This is a genomic window from Micromonospora sp. NPDC050980, from assembly GCF_040653835.1.
Taxonomy (GTDB): Bacteria; Actinomycetota; Actinomycetes; order Mycobacteriales; family Micromonosporaceae; genus Micromonospora.
The window spans coordinates 1-17,443 of record NZ_JBFAGS010000014.1 but is presented as its reverse complement, the minus strand read 5'-3'; the positions used below and the strand labels follow the sequence as shown (position 1 = coordinate 17,443).

The window sequence follows — 17,443 nt, the reverse complement described above, 5'->3', positions numbered from 1 at the left end:
GGGTACGCCTCATCCACAGCGGACGAAGCGGACCGCGCGACCCGGGTCAGGCGCGAGCGATCCCCTGGAGGATGTCCGCGGCCCGCCGCAGCGTGTCGCGTTCCTCGTCGGTGAGCGCGGCCAGCCGGCTGGCCAGCCATTCGTTGCGGGCCCGCTCGAACTGGTCGAGCACGGCCCGGCCCCCTTCGGTCGCCGCCAGGATGACCTGCCGTCCGTCGGTCGGGTGGGGGGTGCGTTGCACGAGGCCGCGCTCCTCCAACTTCGCGACGATCCGGGTCATCGTCGGTGGCTGCACCCGTTCGACGTCGGCCAGTTCCCGTGGGGTGAGGGCGCCCGCCAGGTTGAGGCTGGTGAGCGCCGACAGCTGGGTGACCGTGAGGTCGCCGACCGGTCGGGCCTGTCGGACCCGCCGGTTGAGCCGGGTGATCGCATCTCGCAGCTGGGGGGCCAGCTGCGCCGGTGGCACGCGTCTCGCCGTCACCGTCCGCTCCGTCACACTAGTTAGCCTAACTAATGAGCCTGGCTAACGACGTGCGTTATGACCAGGCTCACCAGCGTCAGAGCAGCACGGACTCGATCGGCCCGCGCAGGAAATAGAGGATGAAGAGCGCGGCCACGCCGTACAGCAGGGGGTGGACCTCCCGGGCCTTGCCCTTCGCCAGCTTCACCAGCACATAGCTGATCACGCCGGCCCCGATGCCGTTCGAGATCGAGTAGGTGAACGGCATCAGCACGATGGTGAGGAACGCCGGGATCGCGATCTCGTAGTCGGTCCAGTCGATGGTCCGGACCGCCGTCATCATCAGGAAGCCGACCACCACCAGCGCCGTCGACGCGGCCTCGAACGGCACGATCGCCGACAGCGGCGCCAGGAACATGGCGAGCAGGAACAGCACGCCGGTGACCAGGTTGGCCACCCCGGTCCGGGCACCCTCACCGACACCGGCCGCGCTCTCGATGTACGACGTGTTGCTCGACACCGAGGCCGCGCCACCGGCCGCGGCGGCGATCGAGTCGACAAGCAGGATCTCCTTGGCCCGCGGCGGGGTGCCCTGCTCGTCGAGCATGTCCCCCTCCTGGCCGATCGCGACCATCGTGCCCATGGTGTCGAAGAAGTCCGTGATCAACAGCGTGAAGACGAACATCAGCGGGACCAGCCAGCCCACCCGGGTCCACGAGTCGAGCACGTTGAAGTTGCCCAGCAGCGACAGGTCCGGCAGGTCCACCACCTGCTTCGGCAGCTCGGGCACGTTGAGCGCCCAGCCCTTCGGGTTCGGCTTGCCGTCGACGAAGGACGGGCCGATGTTGCCGATCGCCTCGACCACGATGGCCAGCACCGTGGATGACAGGATGCCGATCAGGATCGCGCCGCGGACCCGGCGCACCACGAGCACCACGGTGACCAGCAGACCCACCACGAACACCAGCATCGGCCAGCTGACGATCTTGCCGTTGATGCCCAGCCCGACCGGCACGGTGCTGTTCGCCGCGTCCGGCACCCGCCGGACGAAGCCGGCGTCGACCAGGCCGATGATGGTCAGGAACAGCCCGATACCGACGCCGATCGCGGTCTTGAGCTGCGTCGGCACCGAGCGGAACACCGCGGTGCGCAGCCCGGTCAGCACCAGGATGCCGATCAGCACGCCCTCGATGACCACCAGGCCCATCGCGTCCGCCCAGGTCATCTGCGGCGCGATCTCGAACGCCACGAGCGCGTTCACGCCCAGCCCGGCGGCCAGCGCGATCGGGAACCGGGCCACCACCCCCATCAGGATGGTCATCAGGCCGGCGACCAGGGCGGTCGCCGCGGCCAGCGCCGGGATGGCCAGCGTACGGCCGTCGCCGTCCTCCGCACCGCCGAGGATCAGCGGGTTCAACACCACGATGTACGCCATCGTGAAGAACGTGGCGAAGCCACCGCGGATCTCCCGCCCCGTGGTGGACCGGCGGGCGGAGATCTCGAAGTAGCGGTCGAACGCGTTGCGCGGGTGCGCGGGGTCGGGCGGTGTGCCGTGGTCCGCCGGCGGGGCAATGGCCATCGGGTCCTCATCCAGTCGATCAGCCGGTCTTGTCGCGCGCATCGTGCCAGATCACCCGACGGACAGGGAAGGACGATCACGTACGCTGGGCCGGTGCCCCAGGAGCAGCAGCCGCGGCCCGAGCCGCTCGACCCGCCGATGGTGCCGTTCGCCGTCGCCGGGTTGATCGCCTGGGCGGTGGCCGGCCTGGTGCTGCTGCTCTTCTTCCGGGGCTGGCTCACCGCGCACGGCCACCAGAACTGGCTCTGGACCTGCCTCGCCGGTTTTCTGTGGGGCTTCCCCGGCCTGGCCACGATGATGCGGCACGACGCCAACCGGCGTCGTCGCCTGGCGGCGGCCGAGCGTCAGCGCTGACCGGTCAGGGGTGGCCGTAGGGTTCCGCCGGCTCGGTCGCCTCCACGGAACCGGGCGCGCGGCTGACCGACATCGCCTCGACCGCGCTGTCGTCGTAGACCGTGGGCAGCTCGTCGACGGGGGTCTCGACCGCCCCGACAAGCGTCTCGGAGTGCGCGCCGCAGCCGTGGTCGGCGCTCACCACCCGGCCGTCGTCGGGGGCGAAGAAGTTTCCGCACGCCCCGAACGCCAGCCGCAACGAGCCGGCGAGCGGCAGGTAGAAGCCGCACGTGCCGCAGCGGGCGGCGGCCGGCGCGGCGGTCGAGATGGCGGCGTCCGGCCCGTGGTCGCCGTCGTACCAGCGCTGGGCGGTGTCGGCGCGGCCCTCCCGCGACAGCACCCGGGCCCGGCCGAGGCCCAACTCCCAGGAGGTCTCCTCCACCGCCGGATCGTCGGAGAGCAGGTAGCCCGGGGCGAGCCGCTCGTCGTCGGCCGGGGTGGTCAGCAGGTCTCCGGGGCCCAGGTCGCCGGGCTGCAACCGCTCCTGCCAGGGCAGCCAGCCGGGGGCGAGCAGCGCGTCGGGGCCGGGCAGCAGCACCGTCTCGCAGATGGTGACGTGCTTGCTGCGCGCCACCCGGGTCACCGTGACGGCCCAGCGCCAGCCGCGGTAGCCGGCCATCCGGCATTCGAAGTAGTGGGTGACGACCCGGTCGCCCTCGGCGACGGCCTGGAGGTGGTCGCCGATGTCGGTCGGCTCCACCTCGGTGACGGCGTCGCGGGCCACCTCGACGGCGGCGGCGCAGACCTGGTCGAGCCGGGGGGCGCGGGCGGAGGCGGGCCTGGTCACCTCACCATTGTTCCCCATGCCCGTCGGCGGGTTCTCTCCGGGTGATGCGGCGCGCGGGGAGCGGATGGGCGAGGATGGGACACATGGCGCTGTCCTCCCGCTCCGGCCGCTCCTTTTTGGGGCGGACCGTCGGCGCCGGCATCCGCGCCGCCCGGCTGCTGTTGCGGGGGTCGCTGCACGGCGGGCGCTGGATGACCCGCCGGGCCGGCACGGCCCGGGCCCGCAGCGCCGGCAACGAGGTGGGCATGGTCCGCCTGTTCGACCTGCACGCGCTCTCCTGCGCCGGCGACACGCTGATCGCCATCGGCCTGGCCGGGACGATCTTCTTCGACGTGCCGCTGGGCGAGGCGCGCAACAAGGTCGCGCTCTACCTGCTGGTGACCATGGTCCCGTTCGCCATGCTCGCCCCCGTGGTCGGCCCGCTGCTCGACCACTTCCGCCACGGCCGCCGGTACGCGCTGGCCACGACCATGCTCGGCCGCGCGTTCCTGGCCTGGCTGATCTCCGACTACATGGGCGGTCTCGGGCTCTATCCGGCGGCGTTCGGGGTGCTCGCCCTGTCCCGCGCCTACGGGGTGGCCCGTTCGGCGGCGGTGCCCCGGCTGCTCCCCGAAGGGCTGGGGCTGTCCCAGGTCGGCGCGCGGGCGAGCGTCTACGGCACGGTGGCCGGCGCGCTTGTCGCCCCGATCGGGCTGGCCGCGTTCTGGCTCGGGCCGCAGTGGCCGCTCCGGGTGGCCTCGGTGATCTTCCTGATCGGCATGGTGATCTCGCTCCGGCTGCCGCCGAGGGCCGACTCGGAGCCGCCGGAGCGGTTGCCGCGCCCGTTGCGCGCGATGCGTCGCCGCGACGGCGAGCGCCCGCTGGGCCGGGGTCGGCCCGCCGGTCGCCTGGTGATCGCCACGTTGATCGGCGCCGCGGCGCTGCGTGGGCTCTACGGTTTCCTGCTGCTGTTCCTCGCCTTCGCCATCAAGGCCGGCGATCTGACCACCGACTTCTTCGGCCGCGAGTTGAGCGCCCAGGCCGCGCTGGGCCTGGTCGGCGGCGCGCTGGCGGTGGGTACGTTCCTGGCCACCGCGCTCGGCACCCGGCTGCGGATCCATCGGCCGACCGCGATCCAGTCCAGCGGCACGATCATCGTGGCCGGCGTGGCGCTCCTCGCGGTGCTCAAGTTCTCGCTGCCCATGGTGGCGCTGCTCTGTCTGGTGACCGCGCTGATCAGCGGGATCGCCAAGCTGGCGGTGGACGCCTCGATCCAGGAGCGGATCCCGGAACGGCTGCGGGCCAGTTCCTTCGCGCACTCGGAGACCGCCCTGATGCTCGCGTTCGTGGCCGGCGGCGGGCTCGGGCTGGTCCCGTTCACCGGCCTGGTCGGCGTGGCGGTCGCCGCCGGGGTGGCCGCCCTGGTGGCCTTGCGCGGGGTGGTGGTCGCCGGCAAGCTGCGCGGCGAGCACCTGGCGGGTCGCCCGCTCGGCGACGACGAGCTTGCGGAGGCGTCGGCCGCCTCGCCGGACGGCCCGCCCGTGACCCGCCTCGACGGGCCGCCGGTCACCTCGTTCGACGATCCGGCGCCCACCTCGCCGGCACCGCAGCGGGCCGACCCGCCTCCCGGGGACGACGACGGGCTCGCGCCGCCCGGTTTCCACATCTACCGCCCCTCCTCGTCGGTCGGTGGCCCGGGCGCGTCGGAGGACGAGAACCGGCGCGACCCCCGGGGGCCGGTGGCGTGAGCGGACTGCTGGTGGTCACGGCGGTGCCCGCCGAGGCCGAGGCGGTCCGTGCCGGCGTCACCGACCCGAGCGTGACGGTGCGACCGGTCGGGGTCGGCCCGGCCGTCGCCGCCGCCGCCACGGCCCGGCTGCTGGCGCTGGCCGAGGCGGCCGGCCGGCCGTACCGGGCGGTGGTCAGCGTCGGCATCGCCGGCGGCTTCGTCGGCCGGGTCGAGGTGGGCGGCACCGTGCTGGCCGACCGCAGCGTCGCCGCCGACCTCGGGGCCGAGTCACCCGCGGGCTTCATCCCGGTCGAGGACCTGGGCATGGCCCCCGAGCTGCTGGGCGTCGGCCGGGCCGTGCCCGCCGATCCGGCCCTGCTGGCCGCCCTGCACGCTGCCCTACCGGCGGCCACCGTCGGCACCGTGCTGACGGTGAGCACGGTGACCGGCACCGCCGCGGGCACGGCCGCCCTCGCCGACCGGCACCCGGACGCCGTGGCCGAGGCCATGGAGGGGTACGGGGTGGCCGTCGCCGCCGTCTCGGCCGATGTTCCCTTCGCCGAGCTGCGGACGATCTCGAACCCGATCGGCCCGCGCGACCGCGACGCGTGGCGCATGCCCGAGGCGTTCGCGGCGCTCACCACCGCCGCTGCCGCACTCCGCTGACCGCCTTGTCGAACCGCATCGCCGCCGGCCGGCTCCACTCGGTCTCGAAGCCGCACGCGCGCAGGAAGTCGATGCCCGCCAGCTCGGTCAACGCCCGGACGCAGACCGCGCCGCGACTTTCGGTGACCGCGGCGAGCAACGCCTCGACCAGCCGCCGCCCGATCCCCAACCGCCGGTAAGCGGCGACGACCAGCACCCCGTCGAGCACGGTCTCCCGTTCCTCGGACAGCAGGCTGTCACCCCACCGCAGGTGCGGGCTCTCGTCGTGGGCCCGCAACTCGCCGACCAGCTCGCCGCCGGGAAGCTCGGCCGCGAACCGCCAGGCCGTCGTCGGCACGGTCGGACCGGTCACCCGGCGTACGCTCACCGACCGCCGGACGCGCTCACGGTCCCGGCGCTCGTCGCGATAGTCCCGGTTCAGTCGAAAGGTCGCCGGCGGCACGGGCAGCGGCCACAACCGCGGCGGCAACGTGTACCACTCGGCCCACCACGCGCCCGGCCAGTCGCGAGGCTCGCGCACCTCCCAGACGTCGAGGTGGGCGGGATAGCGGCGACCCGCCTGGTCGCGCAGGTCGTCATGTGGCACCGGCCCCGGCTCGGTCGAGGTCGCCGCCCGCGTGTCGGCTCCGGGTGCGGGTTCGAGTTCGACGCACATCCCGCCGCCGGCCGCCCGCACCAACCGTTCGACGGTGCGGTAACGCGGATTGCTGGCCCGCCCGGACTCGATCCGGGCAACCGCGGCCTGCGGAAGACCCGCCCGCCCAGCCAACTCGCGCTGGCTCAGATCGGCGCGTCGCCGCAGCCGCCGGAGCAGGTCGCCCAAGTTGACTCCCGGATCGGTCGGTGGTGTCGGATCAGTCACGACGCCATGGTCCCGATGGCGGTGCCCGTTCTTCAACAGGCCGCACCCGCCTGTGGATAAACCTGTGAACACTGACGTTGCCCCGGGTCGGGGTGTGGACAGTTGAGCGCCTTTGGAGCTGAGTCGTTGGTGATATCGCGCGGCCTGACGGGGCTCTGGCGGCGAACCAGGCCCGGCACCGCACCGGACTGAGCAGCCGACCGAGCCGGATCCGGCCGAGCCGCACGATGAGCCGGGCCGAGCAGAGCAGCACGAAGCCGAGCCGCACGACGAGCCGGGCCGAGCAGAGCAAGGCACGAGGCCGAGCCGGACGAGGCACGGCCGGGCGGGATCAGGGCGGCCGGTCATGGCGGGACCGGAACTGGCAAGGATTCCACGGCCGGGGCGGAGGCGGCGGACACGCCGCATCGGCGGCCGGGACGGGTAGGCGGCCGGGACAGGCGAGCTTGAGTCGTTTCTGACGTCAGCTCCAAAGGCATCCAAAACCAGTGATCGCGCCGGCTCGGGCGGGAGGTCAGGCTCCGGCGAAGGCGGACCCGGACCCGGACCCACCCACCAGCACCCATCCCGCGACGATCACCCAGCCCGGCATGCAGGGACACCGGGACGCAGGGACGCGACGACTCACACCTGCCGAGCCGGGGTGGCGGCCGGTGGAGCGGGCGGAGCTACGGTGGGGACGTGGCGCTCTCCCTGGCGATCTCCCCCTGCCCCAACGACACGTTCGTCTTCGACGCCCTGGTGCACGGGCGGGTGCCCGGCGCGCCGCCGGTCGAGGTGACCTACGCGGACGTGGACCTCACCAACACGGCCGCCGAGCGGGGAGCGTTCGACCTGGTGAAGGTCAGCTACGCGGCGCTGCCCTGGCTGCTCGACGACTACCACCTGCTGCCCTGCGGCGGTGCGCTGGGGCGGGGCTGCGGCCCGCTGGTGCTCACCCGAGGCGACCGGGCCGACCTGTCCGGCGCGACCGTGGCGGTGCCCGGCGAGCGGACCACGGCGTACCTGCTGTTCCGGTTGTGGGCCGCGGACCAGGGGCCGGCGCGGATCGAGGTGGTGCCGTTCCACGAGATCATGCCGGGCGTGGCCGCCGGCCGCTACGACGCCGGGCTGGTGATCCACGAGGCCCGCTTCACCTACCCGCGGCACGGGTTGACCGCCCTGGTCGACCTGGGCGAGTGGTGGGAAGGCGACACCGGACTGCCGATCCCCCTCGGTGCGATCCTGGCCCGCCGCGGCGCGGTCGACCCGGTCGAGGCCGCCGCGTGGGTCCGCGAGTCGGTGCGGCAGGCGTGGGCCGACCCGGGAGCCAGCCGCGGGTACGTGCTCGCGCACGCGCAGGAGATGGAGCCCGACGTGGTGGACCGGCACATCGGCCTCTACGTCAACGAGTTCACCGCCGACCTGGGTGAGGCCGGCTTCGCCGCCGTGCAGGCGCTGCTGGGCCGGGCCGCCGACGCCGGGCTCGTCCCTCAGACCTCCAGCTCGCGCGCCACCGCGTGGACCAGCTGAGCGATCTTCTGCGCGGCCTTGCGGTCGGGGAAGCGACCCCGGCGCAGGTCCGGCTGCACCTTCGCCTCCAGCACCTTGATCATGTCTTCGACCAGGCCGTGCAGTTCCTCGGCCGGCCGGCGACGCAGCTCCGCCACGGACGGCGGCGCCTCCAGCAGCTTGACCCCCATGGCCTGGGCGCCCCGCCGGCTGTCCACCACACTGAAATCGACCCGCTGGCCACCCTTGAGGTCGGCGACACCCATCGGTAGCGCGCCCTTGGGCAGGAACACGTCGCCACCCTCGTCACTGGTGACGAACCCGTATCCCTTGGCCGCGTCGTACCACTTCACTCGACCCGTCGGCACCTGTCGAACCCCGCTCCACTCGAACCGTCTACCCCTCCAAGGCTAGCCCGATGATCCGGTCGACCGCCCGCGGGAATTCGACAAGATCATTAAGTACCAGACAAGCGCCGGCCGCGCTCAACTCCGCCGCCGCGCAGGGGCCGGTCGCCACTGCCACGCCCGGGATTCCAGCGGTCCGCGCCGCGGCCATGTCGGCCACGTGATCCCCCACGTAGAACGTGGCGCCGTGCTCCCGCAACGCGGTCGCCTTCTGCTCTGCGAACAGGTCTCCCGCCAGCTCGTCGGCGGCCAGCCCCAGGTGGTCCAGGTGCAGCTTCGCCAACCGCCCGATCTTGGAGGTCACCACCATCACCCGTCCGCCGCGCTCGTGCACGGCGCGCACCGCGGCCTCCGCGCCCGGCATCGGCGTCGTCGGGGTGATCGCGTACGCGGGATACAGCTCGCGGTAGAGCGTCACCGCCTCCTCGATCCGCTCCGGCGGGAACCAGTGCGCCAGCTCGGTACGCAACGGCGGGCCCAGCCGCGACACGGCCAGTTCCGCGTCCACCGCAACGCCCGTGCGCTCGGTCAACGCCCGGTAGGCCGCGGCGATGCCGGGACGGGAGTCGACCAGGGTCATGTCAAGGTCGAAGCCGACCATCAGCGGAGACATGCCGAGAACCTACCCAGCGGGCTAGCGTGGTACGACGATGACCACCTCACTCGCCGACCACCTGCGGGCCCTCCCCGACGAGTCCCTGGCCGCCCTGCTCCAACTGCGGCCGGACCTCGTCGTGCCGGTGCCGGCCGATGTGTCCGCCCTCGCCCTGCGCGCCCAGTCCCGGGTCTCCGTGGCCCGGGCGCTCGACGGACTGGACCAGTTCACCCTCCAGGTCCTCGACGCCGCCCGGCTCACCCGCGGCACCGAGGGCGCCACCTCCACCGACCAGATCCTCGCCATGGCCACCGCCGGGCCGCACCCACCCGCACCCACCGCGATCCGCGCCGCGATCGACCGGCTCCGGGCCCGGTTCCTGCTGTACGGACCCGAGCACGACCTGTACGTGGTCGGTGGCGTCGACGAGGTTTCCCCGTACCCCGCCGGGCTGGGCCGACCGGCGGCCGAGCTGGACCCGCGCGCGGCGGCCCTCTGCGCGGACCCGGCGAAGCTGCGGCGGACGCTGCTCGCCGCGCCGCCCTCGGCCCGGGCGGTCCTGGACCGGCTCGCCGCCGGGCCGCCGGTCGGCACCGTGGCCCCCGGCACGCTGGAGGCGCCCGCCACCGGGGCCGACGACGTGCTCCCGCCCGACCTGGTCAACGGCGGCGCGCCCACCGGCTCCCCGATCCGCTGGCTGGTCGAGCACCGGCTGCTGGTGCGGATGTCCGGCGGCCCGCACGGCACCGTCGAGCTGCCCCGCGAGGTGGGGCTGGTGCTGCGCCGCGACGCCGGACCGCTCGGCCCGCTGCGCACCGGCCCGCCGGTGGTGTCCGGCCCGCCCCGCGAGATCAAGGCCGTCGACTCGGCCGGCGCCGGGCAGACCATGGAGGTGGTCCGGCACACCGAGGCGCTGCTGGAGGCGCTCGTCGTCGAGCCGGCCCCGGTGCTGCGCTCCGGCGGCGTCGGGGTGCGGGACCTGCGCCGGCTCGCCCGTGGCCTCGGGCTGGACGAGCCGACCACCGCGCTGATCTTCGAGGTGGCGTACGCGGCGGGGCTGACCGGTGAGCTGGAGCTGACCGGGGCGGCCACCACCCGCTACGGCGGCGACCAGCAGATCCTGCCCACCGGCGGGTACGAGGTGTGGCGCGCGGCATCGCTCGCCCAGCGCTGGGAGCAGCTCGCCCGGGCCTGGCTGGCGATGACCCGCCAGGTGGGCCTGGTCGGCCAGCGGGACGACCGGGACCGCCCGATCTCGGTGCTCTCCCCGGAGGCGGAACGCGCCGGCGCGCCGGCCGCCCGCCGGGCGGTCCTCGCCGTGCTGGCCGACCTGCCACAGGCCACCGCGCCGACCCCGGACGAGGTGCTGGGGCTGCTCGACTGGCGGGCACCCCGGCGGGCCCGGGGGCGGGAGACGGCGCACCGCGAGGTGCTGACCGAGGCGGCCCGGCTCGGGGTGACCGGGCTGGGCGCGCTCACCTCGTACGGGCGGCTGCTGCTGGCCGAGCTGACCGACGCCGACGAGCGGGGCGACGACCCGCTGGGGCTGCGCTCCGACGCCGAGTCCGGCGACCCGTCCACCGCGGTACGCGCCCTGGACGGGCTGCTCCCCGCCCCCGTCGACCACGTGCTCGTGCAGGCCGACCTGAGCGTGGTGGTGCCCGGCCCGCCCGACCCGGCGCTCGCCGCCGAGCTGGACGTGGTGGCCGAGCACGAGTCGGCGGGCGGGGCGAGCGTGCACCGGGTCACCACGGCGAGCATCCGGCGGGCGCTGGACGCCGGCTACACGGCCGACGACCTGCATGCGCTGTTCCGCCGCCGGTCCCGGACCCCGGTGCCGCAGGGACTGACCTATCTGGTGGACGACGTGGCCCGCAAGCACGGCGGGCTGCGGGTCGGTTCGGCCGGCGGGTACGTGCGCAGCGACGACGAGGCGCTGCTCACCGAGGTGCAGGCGGACCGGCGGCTGGAGTCGCTGGCGTTCCGCCGGCTCGCGCCGACCGTGCTGGTCACGCCGTACCAGGTGAACCGGATGCTGCTCGCGTTGCGCGACGCCGGGTACGCGCCGGTGCCCGAGGACGCCAGCGGCGCGACGGTGCTGGCCCGGCCGAAGACGCGGCGGGCGCCGGCCCGTACGCCGGTCACCGGCCGCGCGGTGGACCCGCTGGCCACGCCGAAGCTGCCGATGCCCCGCCTGCTCGGCGTGGTGGAGCAGATCCGCCGGGGCGAGGCGGCGGCCCGGGCGGCGCGCCGGGCCCCGGCGGTGGTCCGCGGCGGCGCGGCGGCCACCGGCCCGGCGCCGGTGACCGGGCACGGCGACGCGCTGGCCGTGCTGCAACAGGCGGTACGCGACAAGGCGCTGGTCTGGGTGGGTTACGTCGACGCGCACGGGGCGACCGCGTCCCGGCTGGTCCGGCCGGTCTCGATCGGCGCCGGCTACCTACGCGCCGAGGACGACCGCACCGAGATGCTGCACACGTTCGCGTTGCACCGGATCACGGCCGCCGTGCTGGAGCAGTGATCGCTATTCCCCGTTGCGCCGCAGCGTGCCGATCACCGAGACGGCCAGCAGCAGCGCGAACGCCGCCCCGGCGGACTCCCCGACCGAGTCGACGAAGCCCTGCCGCTGCACCAGCAACCCGAACAGGAACCACCCGAACACGCCCACGGCGGCGACCGTGTAACCGACCATCTCCGCCGTGGAAACCTGCTGCCGCGTCCGCTCGTCCTCGCTCAGCACGTCCTGGTCGACGGTCATGCCAGCCCCTCCCCGCCCCGTGGTGGACCCGGCTTCCAGAGTGGCACCGACCGAACCGCGCGGACAGGGGTTAAAACCCTGATCCGGGCGGTGGGGTCACGGGCACGGGCGGCTCAGGTGCCCGGACGGCGGCCGATCACCACCACGCGGGTGCCGACCGAGCCCAGCTCCCAGAGGCGTACCGCGTCGCGGTGCAGCAGGTTCACGCAACCGTGCGACCCGATCGCGCCGTTGTGCAGGTAGGTGGTGGTCTCGTGGAAGCCGATCCCGCCGTTGAACTGCTGCCAGTAGGGCAGCCACACCTCGTACGGGTTGGACCACTCCCGCGGATTCCTCCAGCCGACCGAGTAGGTGCCGGCCGGGGTGGCGTAGCCGGACATGCCGGTGCGGGTGACCGTCGGACCCAGCACCACCTTCCCGCCGCGCATCGCCCACACGGTCTGCCGGGTCAGGTCGACGCAGAACGTGAGGCGGGAACCGGCCCGGCACCGCGACACGTCCGTGCCCGCCAGTCGCTTCGCCACGTCGTACGTGGTGGGGCCGGCGCGGCCGGCGGCCGGGCTGATGCCGTACCGGCTCTGGAACTTCTTGATAGCGGCGCAGTCGGCGGCGGACTGCACACCGTCCACGGTGAGCGTCCCGAAACCGCCCAGCCGGCTCAGGTAGCTCTCCACGGCCCGCTGGTGCTCGCCCTGCGGGCAGCCGGCGGACCGGGACGGTTTGGGCTTCGGCTTCGGCTTCGGCGAGGCGGTCGGCGACGGCGACCGGGCGGGTTTCGGCGTGGCCGTCCGGCTCGGCTGCGCCGACGGGGACGTCGCCGGCCGCTCGGGCGTGGGCGGCGCGCTCGCCCCCGATGCTCCCTCCGTCAGCCCGACCGGCGCGGGGGTGGTGACCCCGGCACCCTCCGCCTGCGGATCGAGCGCGCACGCGCCGACGCCGACCAGCACGACCACCGCCAGGCCGACGACCCGGGCGAAGAACCGGACACGCTGCATGGGCCCTCCCTGGACAGTTGTCCCGTTTGCTAGACGTTCGGGGCGAGTATGACGTTGCCTGTCCAGCGAGACTTTTTTCCGGCGTTCCCCGACGTGCAACACTGGATGGTCCGCCTTCGGCAGGTCAGCCGCCGCGCGGGCACGCATCCCGGTCGACGGAGGAGGACGCGGCGTGAGCGGTGGACCACTGATCGTGCAGTCGGACAAGACGCTGCTGCTGGAGATCGACCACCCGGACGCGCAGGCATGCCGGATGGCCATCGCGCCCTTCGCCGAGCTGGAGCGCTCCCCCGAGCACGTGCACACCTACCGGCTCACCCCGCTGGGCCTGTGGAACGCGCGGGCCGCCGGTCACGACGCAGAGGGCGTGGTCGACTCCCTGATCAAGTATTCGCGCTACCCGGTGCCGCACGGCCTGCTGGTGGACATCGCCGAGACGATGGACCGGTACGGCCGCCTCCAGCTCGCCAACGACCCGGCGCACGGGCTGGTGCTGCGCGCCCTGGACCGGGTGGTGTTGATCGAGGTGGCGAAGAGCAAGAAGCTCGCCGGCATGCTCGGCGCGAAGCTCGACGACGACACCATCGCGGTGCACCCGTCCGAGCGGGGCCGGCTCAAGCAGGCGCTGCTCAAGCTCGGCTGGCCGGCGGAGGACCTGGCCGGTTACGTCGACGGCGAGGCGCACCCGATCGAGCTGGCCGAGTCCGGCAAGGACGGGGGCAGGGCGTGGACGCTGCGGTCGTACCAGCGGGAGGCGGTGGAGGCGTTCTGGGCCGGCGGCTCCGGCGTGGTGGTGCTGCCCTGCGGCGCCGGCAAGACGCTCGTCGGCGCGGCGGCGATGGCGGAGGCGAAGGCGACCACGCTGATCCTGGTGACCAACACGGTCGCCGGCCGGCAGTGGAAGCGGGAGCTGATCGCCCGCACGTCGCTGACCGAGGAGGAGATCGGCGAATACTCGGGCGAGCGCAAGGAGATCCGCCCGGTCACCATCGCCACGTACCAGGTGCTCACCTCGCGGCGCGGCGGCGCGTTCACCCACCTGGACCTGTTCGGGGCGCGCGACTGGGGCCTGGTCGTCTACGACGAGGTGCACCTGCTGCCCGCGCCGATCTTCCGGTTCACTGCGGACCTCCAGGCCCGTCGCCGGCTCGGCCTCACCGCGACGCTGGTACGCGAGGACGGCCGGGAGGGCGACGTGTTCAGCCTGATCGGCCCGAAGCGGTACGACGCGCCGTGGAAGGACATCGAGCAGCAGGGCTGGATCGCCCCGGCGGAGTGCACCGAGGTACGGGTGACGCTCACCGACGCGGAGCGGCTGGCGTACGCGACGGCGGAGGCGGAGGAGCGCTACCGGATGGCCGCGAGCGCCCGCACCAAGCTGCCGGTGGTGCGGGCCCTGGTGGACCGGCACCCGTCCGAGCAGGTCCTCGTCATCGGTGGGTTCCTCGACCAGTTGCACCAGCTCGGCGAATATCTGGACGCGCCGATCGTGCAGGGCTCGACCACGAACAAGGAGCGCGAGCGGCTGTTCGACGCGTTCCGCTCGGGCGAGGTGCGCACCCTGGTGATCTCCAAGGTCGGGAACTTCTCGATCGACCTGCCGGAGGCGGCGGTGGCGATCCAGGTGTCCGGCACGTTCGGCTCGCGGCAGGAGGAGGCCCAGCGGTTGGGCCGGGTGCTGCGGCCGAAGGCCGACGGCCGGCAGGCGCACTTCTACACGGTGGTGTCCCGGGACACCATCGATACGGAGTACGCGGCGCACCGACAGCGGTTCCTGGCTGAGCAGGGCTACGCGTACACCATCGTGGACGCCGACGACGTGCTCGGCCCGAAGCTGCCGACGGTCGACTGAGGCCGGTCGCCTCACGCCGAAGGTAGGGAGATGACCACCTTGCCGAACGGGTCACCCGACTCGTAGTGGCGGAAGGCGGTGACCGCCTCCTCGAACGGGAAGATCCGGTCGATCACCGGTCGGAGCAGGTTCACCTCGATCGCCCGGTTCATCGCCACGAACTGGGCGCGGCTGCCGACCGCGACCGGGCGGACGGTGGCACCAGCCGCGAAGAGCAGCCCGGAGTCGACCGCCGGGCGCTCCCCCGAGCGGAAGCCCACGCAGGCCACCTGCCCCTCCATCGCCGTCGACCGCAGCGACCGTTCGAGGTCACCGACGACGTCCACCACCCGGTCCACGCCGCGACCGTCGGTCAGCGCCCGCACCCGCAGGTGCCAGTCCGGGTACGCGCACCTGTCGATCACGTGGCCGGCGCCGAGCGCCGTCAACCGGGCCGCCTTGCCGGGGTCGCCCGTGATGGTCAGGACGCGGGCGCCGAGCAACCGGGCGAACTGGAGGGCGAACAGCGACACCCCGCCGGACCCGAGCGTGAGGACCACGTCGCCGGGCCGGGTCCCGGCCAGCGCGTTCCAGGCGGTGACCGCCGCGCAGGGCAGCGTCGCCGCCTCCTCGTCCGACAGGTGCGCCGGGATCGGGACGAGTGCCGCTGCCGGGAGGACCGCGTACTCGGTGAGCATGCCGTCGAGCGAGCCGCCCAGTTGGTGCAGGTACGCCGGTTCCAGCGGCCCGTCCCGCCAGTGCGGAAAGACCGCCGCCGTCACCCGGTCGCCCACGGCGGGTCGGTCGACCTCCGGTCCGTACGCGCCGGCACCACCCAGCGGCACGTCAGCTTCATCGAGAGCGGGCGGTCGCGACCGGGTCGGGCGATGCTGATCCGGCTGGCCGAGTCGCTGGACGTGCCGCTGCGGGACCGCAACGCCCTCCTGCTGGCCGCCGGCTACGCGCCCGCCTACCCGGCGAACGGGTTCGACGGCTCCGACCTGGCCGCCGTCCGCACGGCCCTGGAGCGGGTGCTGGTCGGGCATCAGCCCTTCCCGGCGGTGGTGGTCGACCGGGCCGGCACGCTTCTGCTGGCGAACACCGCCTTCACCGCGCTGACCGCACCCGCCGCACCGCGCCTGCTGGCGCCGCCGGTGAACGTGCCCCGGCTGCTGCTGCACCCCGACGGGCTGGCGCCGCTGATCGTCAATCGCGACGAGTGGACCTGGCACGTGATCGACCGGTTGCGCGCCGAGTCGGTCCGCGACCCGGATCCGCGACTTGTCGCGTTGGTCGCCGAACTCGCGGCGCTCGTCCCGGACCGCCCCCGGGAACCGGGCCCGGACTACGTCGGCTTCGCCGTACCGTTGCGGTTGCGGCACGACGGCGGCGAGCTACGACTGATGACCACCCTAACCCGGTTCGGTACGGCGGTGGACGTCGCCCTGGCCGAACTGCGCATGGAGGCGTTCCTCCCCGCGGACGAGTCCACCGCCGCCGCCTTGGCCACTCTGGCCGAGGGCTGCTAGCCCCGTCCGCTGGCGCGGAACGCGACCCAGGCGTCGCTCATCCGGTCGGCCTGGCCGGGGGTGAACATGTTCATGCAGGAGTCCTGCGTGTAGTCCATGAAGTTGTGGATCGGGTCGAGCCCGGGCGCGGTGCAGGTGTCCGCGCCGACCGGGCAGTTGAACTGCGGCGCCGCTTCGCGCGGGGTGTCGGCGACGAAGTCGCCGGAGGCGGAGCAGCCGTGCGCGAACGTGTGCTCCAGCATCAGCCAGTGCCCCACCTCGTGGGTGAGCGTGTCGCCGAGCGCGTACTTGCCGGCGGTGCCGCCGGGCATCGACTCGTCGAGCATCACCACGCCGTCGATGTAGTCCCGGCCGTTGTTGTAGCCCTTCGGGAAGTACGCCCAGCCGAGCAGCCCACCGCCGATGTTCGCCGCGTAGACGTTGAGCGTGCGGGAGTCGCCGGTGTAGAGCGCCTTCTTCATGTCCCGCTCGTTCTTGCCCGGCTCCACCGTGTACCAGGCGCTGTTCACGGTCCAGGTCGTGTCGACCAGCGAGAACCGGAACGGCGTGTCGGCGGCGTCGGCCGCGGTGCGGCCCGCGTACGAGTCGTTGAGCACGGTCATCTGCGCCGCGATCAGCGTGTTCCACCGGGCCTTCTCGGCCGCGCCGAGCGTGTGGTCGGAGATCATGTGGAAGACCGTCGGCACGGTGACGCTGCCGTCGGCCAGGCGCGGGGCGTCCTTGATCACGCCGTACGCGTTTGCCTCATTCTTCGAGTAGAGAGCCGGCTCCTGGGCGGTAGCGCCCGCACTGACCCGGGCGGCGCTGTGCGTGTCAGCGGCACCGGGCTGGCAGGTTGCCGTCGGGGCGGCGGAGGCCGTGGCGGGCGCGCCGCCGGCGGTGAGGAACGTGGCAGCGGCAGCGGCGAGCACTGCCAGGTGGATGGTCGGTTTCCTGTGCATCGCTGCACCTTTCGAGAGGCAGGAAGGAACACCGACGCGGGGTTGTCAAAGCTGCGGAACGATGACGTCGTCGTCCCGACATAAGACCACGTCAGCGGCGTCCACAACACCCCTCGACGCTCAGTAGAGGGGGCCGACGCCGAACTCCTCGGTGCGAGCCATGATCGCACCGGCGAATGCGGAGAACCCGATCTCTGCGTCGGGCTGTCGGATGGGGGCGTCGGCCTCGCGGGACGAGGTGACGAGACAGGTGGCGTCATAGAGACCGGCACTGCGCAGCCGCTTGCACAGAATCACGTAGCGATCGATATATGAAGTCTTGGCGAAGGCTGGGTCGGTCCGGAAGGTGTTCCGCCCCGGGTTAGATGGAGACATCGAAACCTGGAGGAACACCAGCGATGCCCGCACCGAAGAAGTACCCCGACGAGCTGCGTGAGCGTG

18 protein-coding genes are annotated in these 17,443 nt (G+C 73.3%); 7 read left to right on the top strand and 11 right to left on the bottom strand.

Annotation, left to right across the window (positions count from 1 at the left end; genetic code table 11):
* Positions 1 to 46: 46 nt before the first annotated feature.
* Positions 47 to 496, bottom strand: coding sequence for a MarR family transcriptional regulator (locus AB0H28_RS20650; protein WP_358042356.1), 450 nt, complete (start codon positions 494 to 496; stop codon positions 47 to 49).
* 61 nt (positions 497 to 557) lie between these two features.
* Positions 558 to 2,081 carry an NCS2 family permease gene (locus tag AB0H28_RS20645; RefSeq protein ID WP_358042353.1) on the bottom strand — a complete coding sequence of 508 codons (1,524 nt, stop codon included), beginning with the start codon at positions 2,079 to 2,081 and terminating at the stop codon, positions 558 to 560.
* Positions 2,082 to 2,132: 51 nt separating this feature from the next.
* Here AB0H28_RS20645 and AB0H28_RS20640 point away from each other — a divergent pair, with 51 nt between their 5' ends.
* Positions 2,133 to 2,393 (top strand): DUF2530 domain-containing protein, encoded by a 261-nt coding sequence (locus AB0H28_RS20640; RefSeq protein WP_358042350.1) that lies wholly within the window; start codon positions 2,133 to 2,135, stop codon positions 2,391 to 2,393.
* A gap of 4 nt (positions 2,394 to 2,397) precedes the next feature.
* Here AB0H28_RS20640 and AB0H28_RS20635 read toward each other — a convergent pair whose 3' ends face one another.
* The gene (locus AB0H28_RS20635; RefSeq protein WP_358042347.1) at positions 2,398 to 3,237 is read right to left on the bottom strand and encodes a DUF3027 domain-containing protein; all 840 of its coding nucleotides are present in this window, start codon (positions 3,235 to 3,237) and stop codon (positions 2,398 to 2,400) included.
* A gap of 65 nt (positions 3,238 to 3,302) precedes the next feature.
* Between AB0H28_RS20635 and AB0H28_RS20630 the strand changes: the two genes are divergently transcribed.
* Together AB0H28_RS20630 and AB0H28_RS20625 are read left to right on the top strand one after the other, a co-directional pair.
* The gene (locus AB0H28_RS20630; RefSeq protein WP_358042344.1) at positions 3,303 to 4,946 is read left to right on the top strand and encodes an MFS transporter; all 1,644 of its coding nucleotides are present in this window, start codon (positions 3,303 to 3,305) and stop codon (positions 4,944 to 4,946) included.
* A complete protein-coding gene (locus AB0H28_RS20625) occupies positions 4,943 to 5,593 on the top strand; it encodes a futalosine hydrolase (RefSeq protein WP_358042341.1) in 651 nt (216 codons plus the stop codon). Before AB0H28_RS20630 ends, AB0H28_RS20625 begins: the two co-directional genes overlap by 4 nt.
* Here AB0H28_RS20625 and AB0H28_RS20620 read toward each other — a convergent pair.
* On the bottom strand, positions 5,565 to 6,455 hold the full coding sequence (locus AB0H28_RS20620) for a GNAT family N-acetyltransferase (RefSeq protein ID WP_358042338.1): 891 nt from the start codon (positions 6,453 to 6,455) through the stop codon (positions 5,565 to 5,567). The two genes, AB0H28_RS20625 and AB0H28_RS20620, sit on opposite strands and share 29 nt — an antisense overlap.
* Positions 6,456 to 7,136: 681 nt before the next feature.
* Here AB0H28_RS20620 and AB0H28_RS20615 point away from each other — a divergent pair.
* Positions 7,137 to 7,967 carry a 1,4-dihydroxy-6-naphthoate synthase gene (locus AB0H28_RS20615; protein WP_358042335.1) on the top strand — a complete coding sequence of 277 codons (831 nt, stop codon included), beginning with the start codon at positions 7,137 to 7,139 and terminating at the stop codon, positions 7,965 to 7,967.
* Here the strand turns inward: AB0H28_RS20615 and AB0H28_RS20610 are convergent.
* Both AB0H28_RS20610 and AB0H28_RS20605 read right to left on the bottom strand, forming a co-directional pair.
* Positions 7,928 to 8,314: a cold shock domain-containing protein gene (locus AB0H28_RS20610; protein WP_358042332.1), complete on the bottom strand. Its 387-nt coding sequence runs from the start codon at positions 8,312 to 8,314 to the stop codon at positions 7,928 to 7,930. The two genes, AB0H28_RS20615 and AB0H28_RS20610, sit on opposite strands and share 40 nt — an antisense overlap.
* A gap of 28 nt (positions 8,315 to 8,342) precedes the next feature.
* A complete protein-coding gene (locus tag AB0H28_RS20605) occupies positions 8,343 to 8,966 on the bottom strand; it encodes an HAD hydrolase-like protein (protein ID WP_358042329.1) in 624 nt (207 codons plus the stop codon).
* Positions 8,967 to 9,003: 37 nt separating this feature from the next.
* Between AB0H28_RS20605 and AB0H28_RS20600 the strand changes: the two genes are divergently transcribed.
* Positions 9,004 to 11,469: a helicase-associated domain-containing protein gene (locus AB0H28_RS20600; RefSeq protein ID WP_358042326.1), complete on the top strand. Its 2,466-nt coding sequence runs from the start codon at positions 9,004 to 9,006 to the stop codon at positions 11,467 to 11,469.
* Between the two features lie 3 nt (positions 11,470 to 11,472).
* On the opposite strand, the gene AB0H28_RS20595 is transcribed toward AB0H28_RS20600, so the two are convergent.
* Positions 11,473 to 11,706 (bottom strand): hypothetical protein, encoded by a 234-nt coding sequence (locus AB0H28_RS20595; protein WP_358042323.1) that lies wholly within the window; start codon positions 11,704 to 11,706, stop codon positions 11,473 to 11,475.
* 113 nt (positions 11,707 to 11,819) lie between these two features.
* Positions 11,820 to 12,701, bottom strand: a complete 882-nt coding sequence (locus AB0H28_RS20590) for a L,D-transpeptidase family protein (protein WP_358042320.1) — start codon at positions 12,699 to 12,701, stop codon at positions 11,820 to 11,822.
* Positions 12,702 to 12,873: 172 nt separating this feature from the next.
* On the opposite strand from AB0H28_RS20590, the gene AB0H28_RS20585 reads away from it, so the two are divergent.
* Positions 12,874 to 14,553: a DNA repair helicase XPB gene (locus tag AB0H28_RS20585; RefSeq protein ID WP_358042317.1), complete on the top strand. Its 1,680-nt coding sequence runs from the start codon at positions 12,874 to 12,876 to the stop codon at positions 14,551 to 14,553.
* Positions 14,554 to 14,564: 11 nt separating this feature from the next.
* Here AB0H28_RS20585 and AB0H28_RS20580 read toward each other — a convergent pair whose 3' ends face one another.
* Positions 14,565 to 15,377 carry an NAD(P)-dependent alcohol dehydrogenase gene (locus tag AB0H28_RS20580; RefSeq protein WP_358042315.1) on the bottom strand — a complete coding sequence of 271 codons (813 nt, stop codon included), beginning with the start codon at positions 15,375 to 15,377 and terminating at the stop codon, positions 14,565 to 14,567.
* Here AB0H28_RS20580 and AB0H28_RS20575 point away from each other — a divergent pair.
* Entirely contained in the window at positions 15,291 to 16,061 is a 771-nt protein-coding gene (locus AB0H28_RS20575; protein WP_358042312.1) for a helix-turn-helix domain-containing protein, read from the top strand. The two genes, AB0H28_RS20580 and AB0H28_RS20575, sit on opposite strands and share 87 nt — an antisense overlap.
* On the opposite strand, the gene AB0H28_RS20570 is transcribed toward AB0H28_RS20575, so the two are convergent.
* On the bottom strand, positions 16,058 to 17,002 hold the full coding sequence (locus AB0H28_RS20570; protein ID WP_358042309.1) for a zinc metalloprotease: 945 nt from the start codon (positions 17,000 to 17,002) through the stop codon (positions 16,058 to 16,060). The two genes, AB0H28_RS20575 and AB0H28_RS20570, sit on opposite strands and share 4 nt — an antisense overlap.
* A 120-nt stretch (positions 17,003 to 17,122) precedes the next feature.
* A partial coding sequence (locus AB0H28_RS20565) for a PaeR7I family type II restriction endonuclease (protein ID WP_358042306.1) occupies positions 17,123 to 17,443 on the bottom strand: 321 nt, incomplete at its 5' end.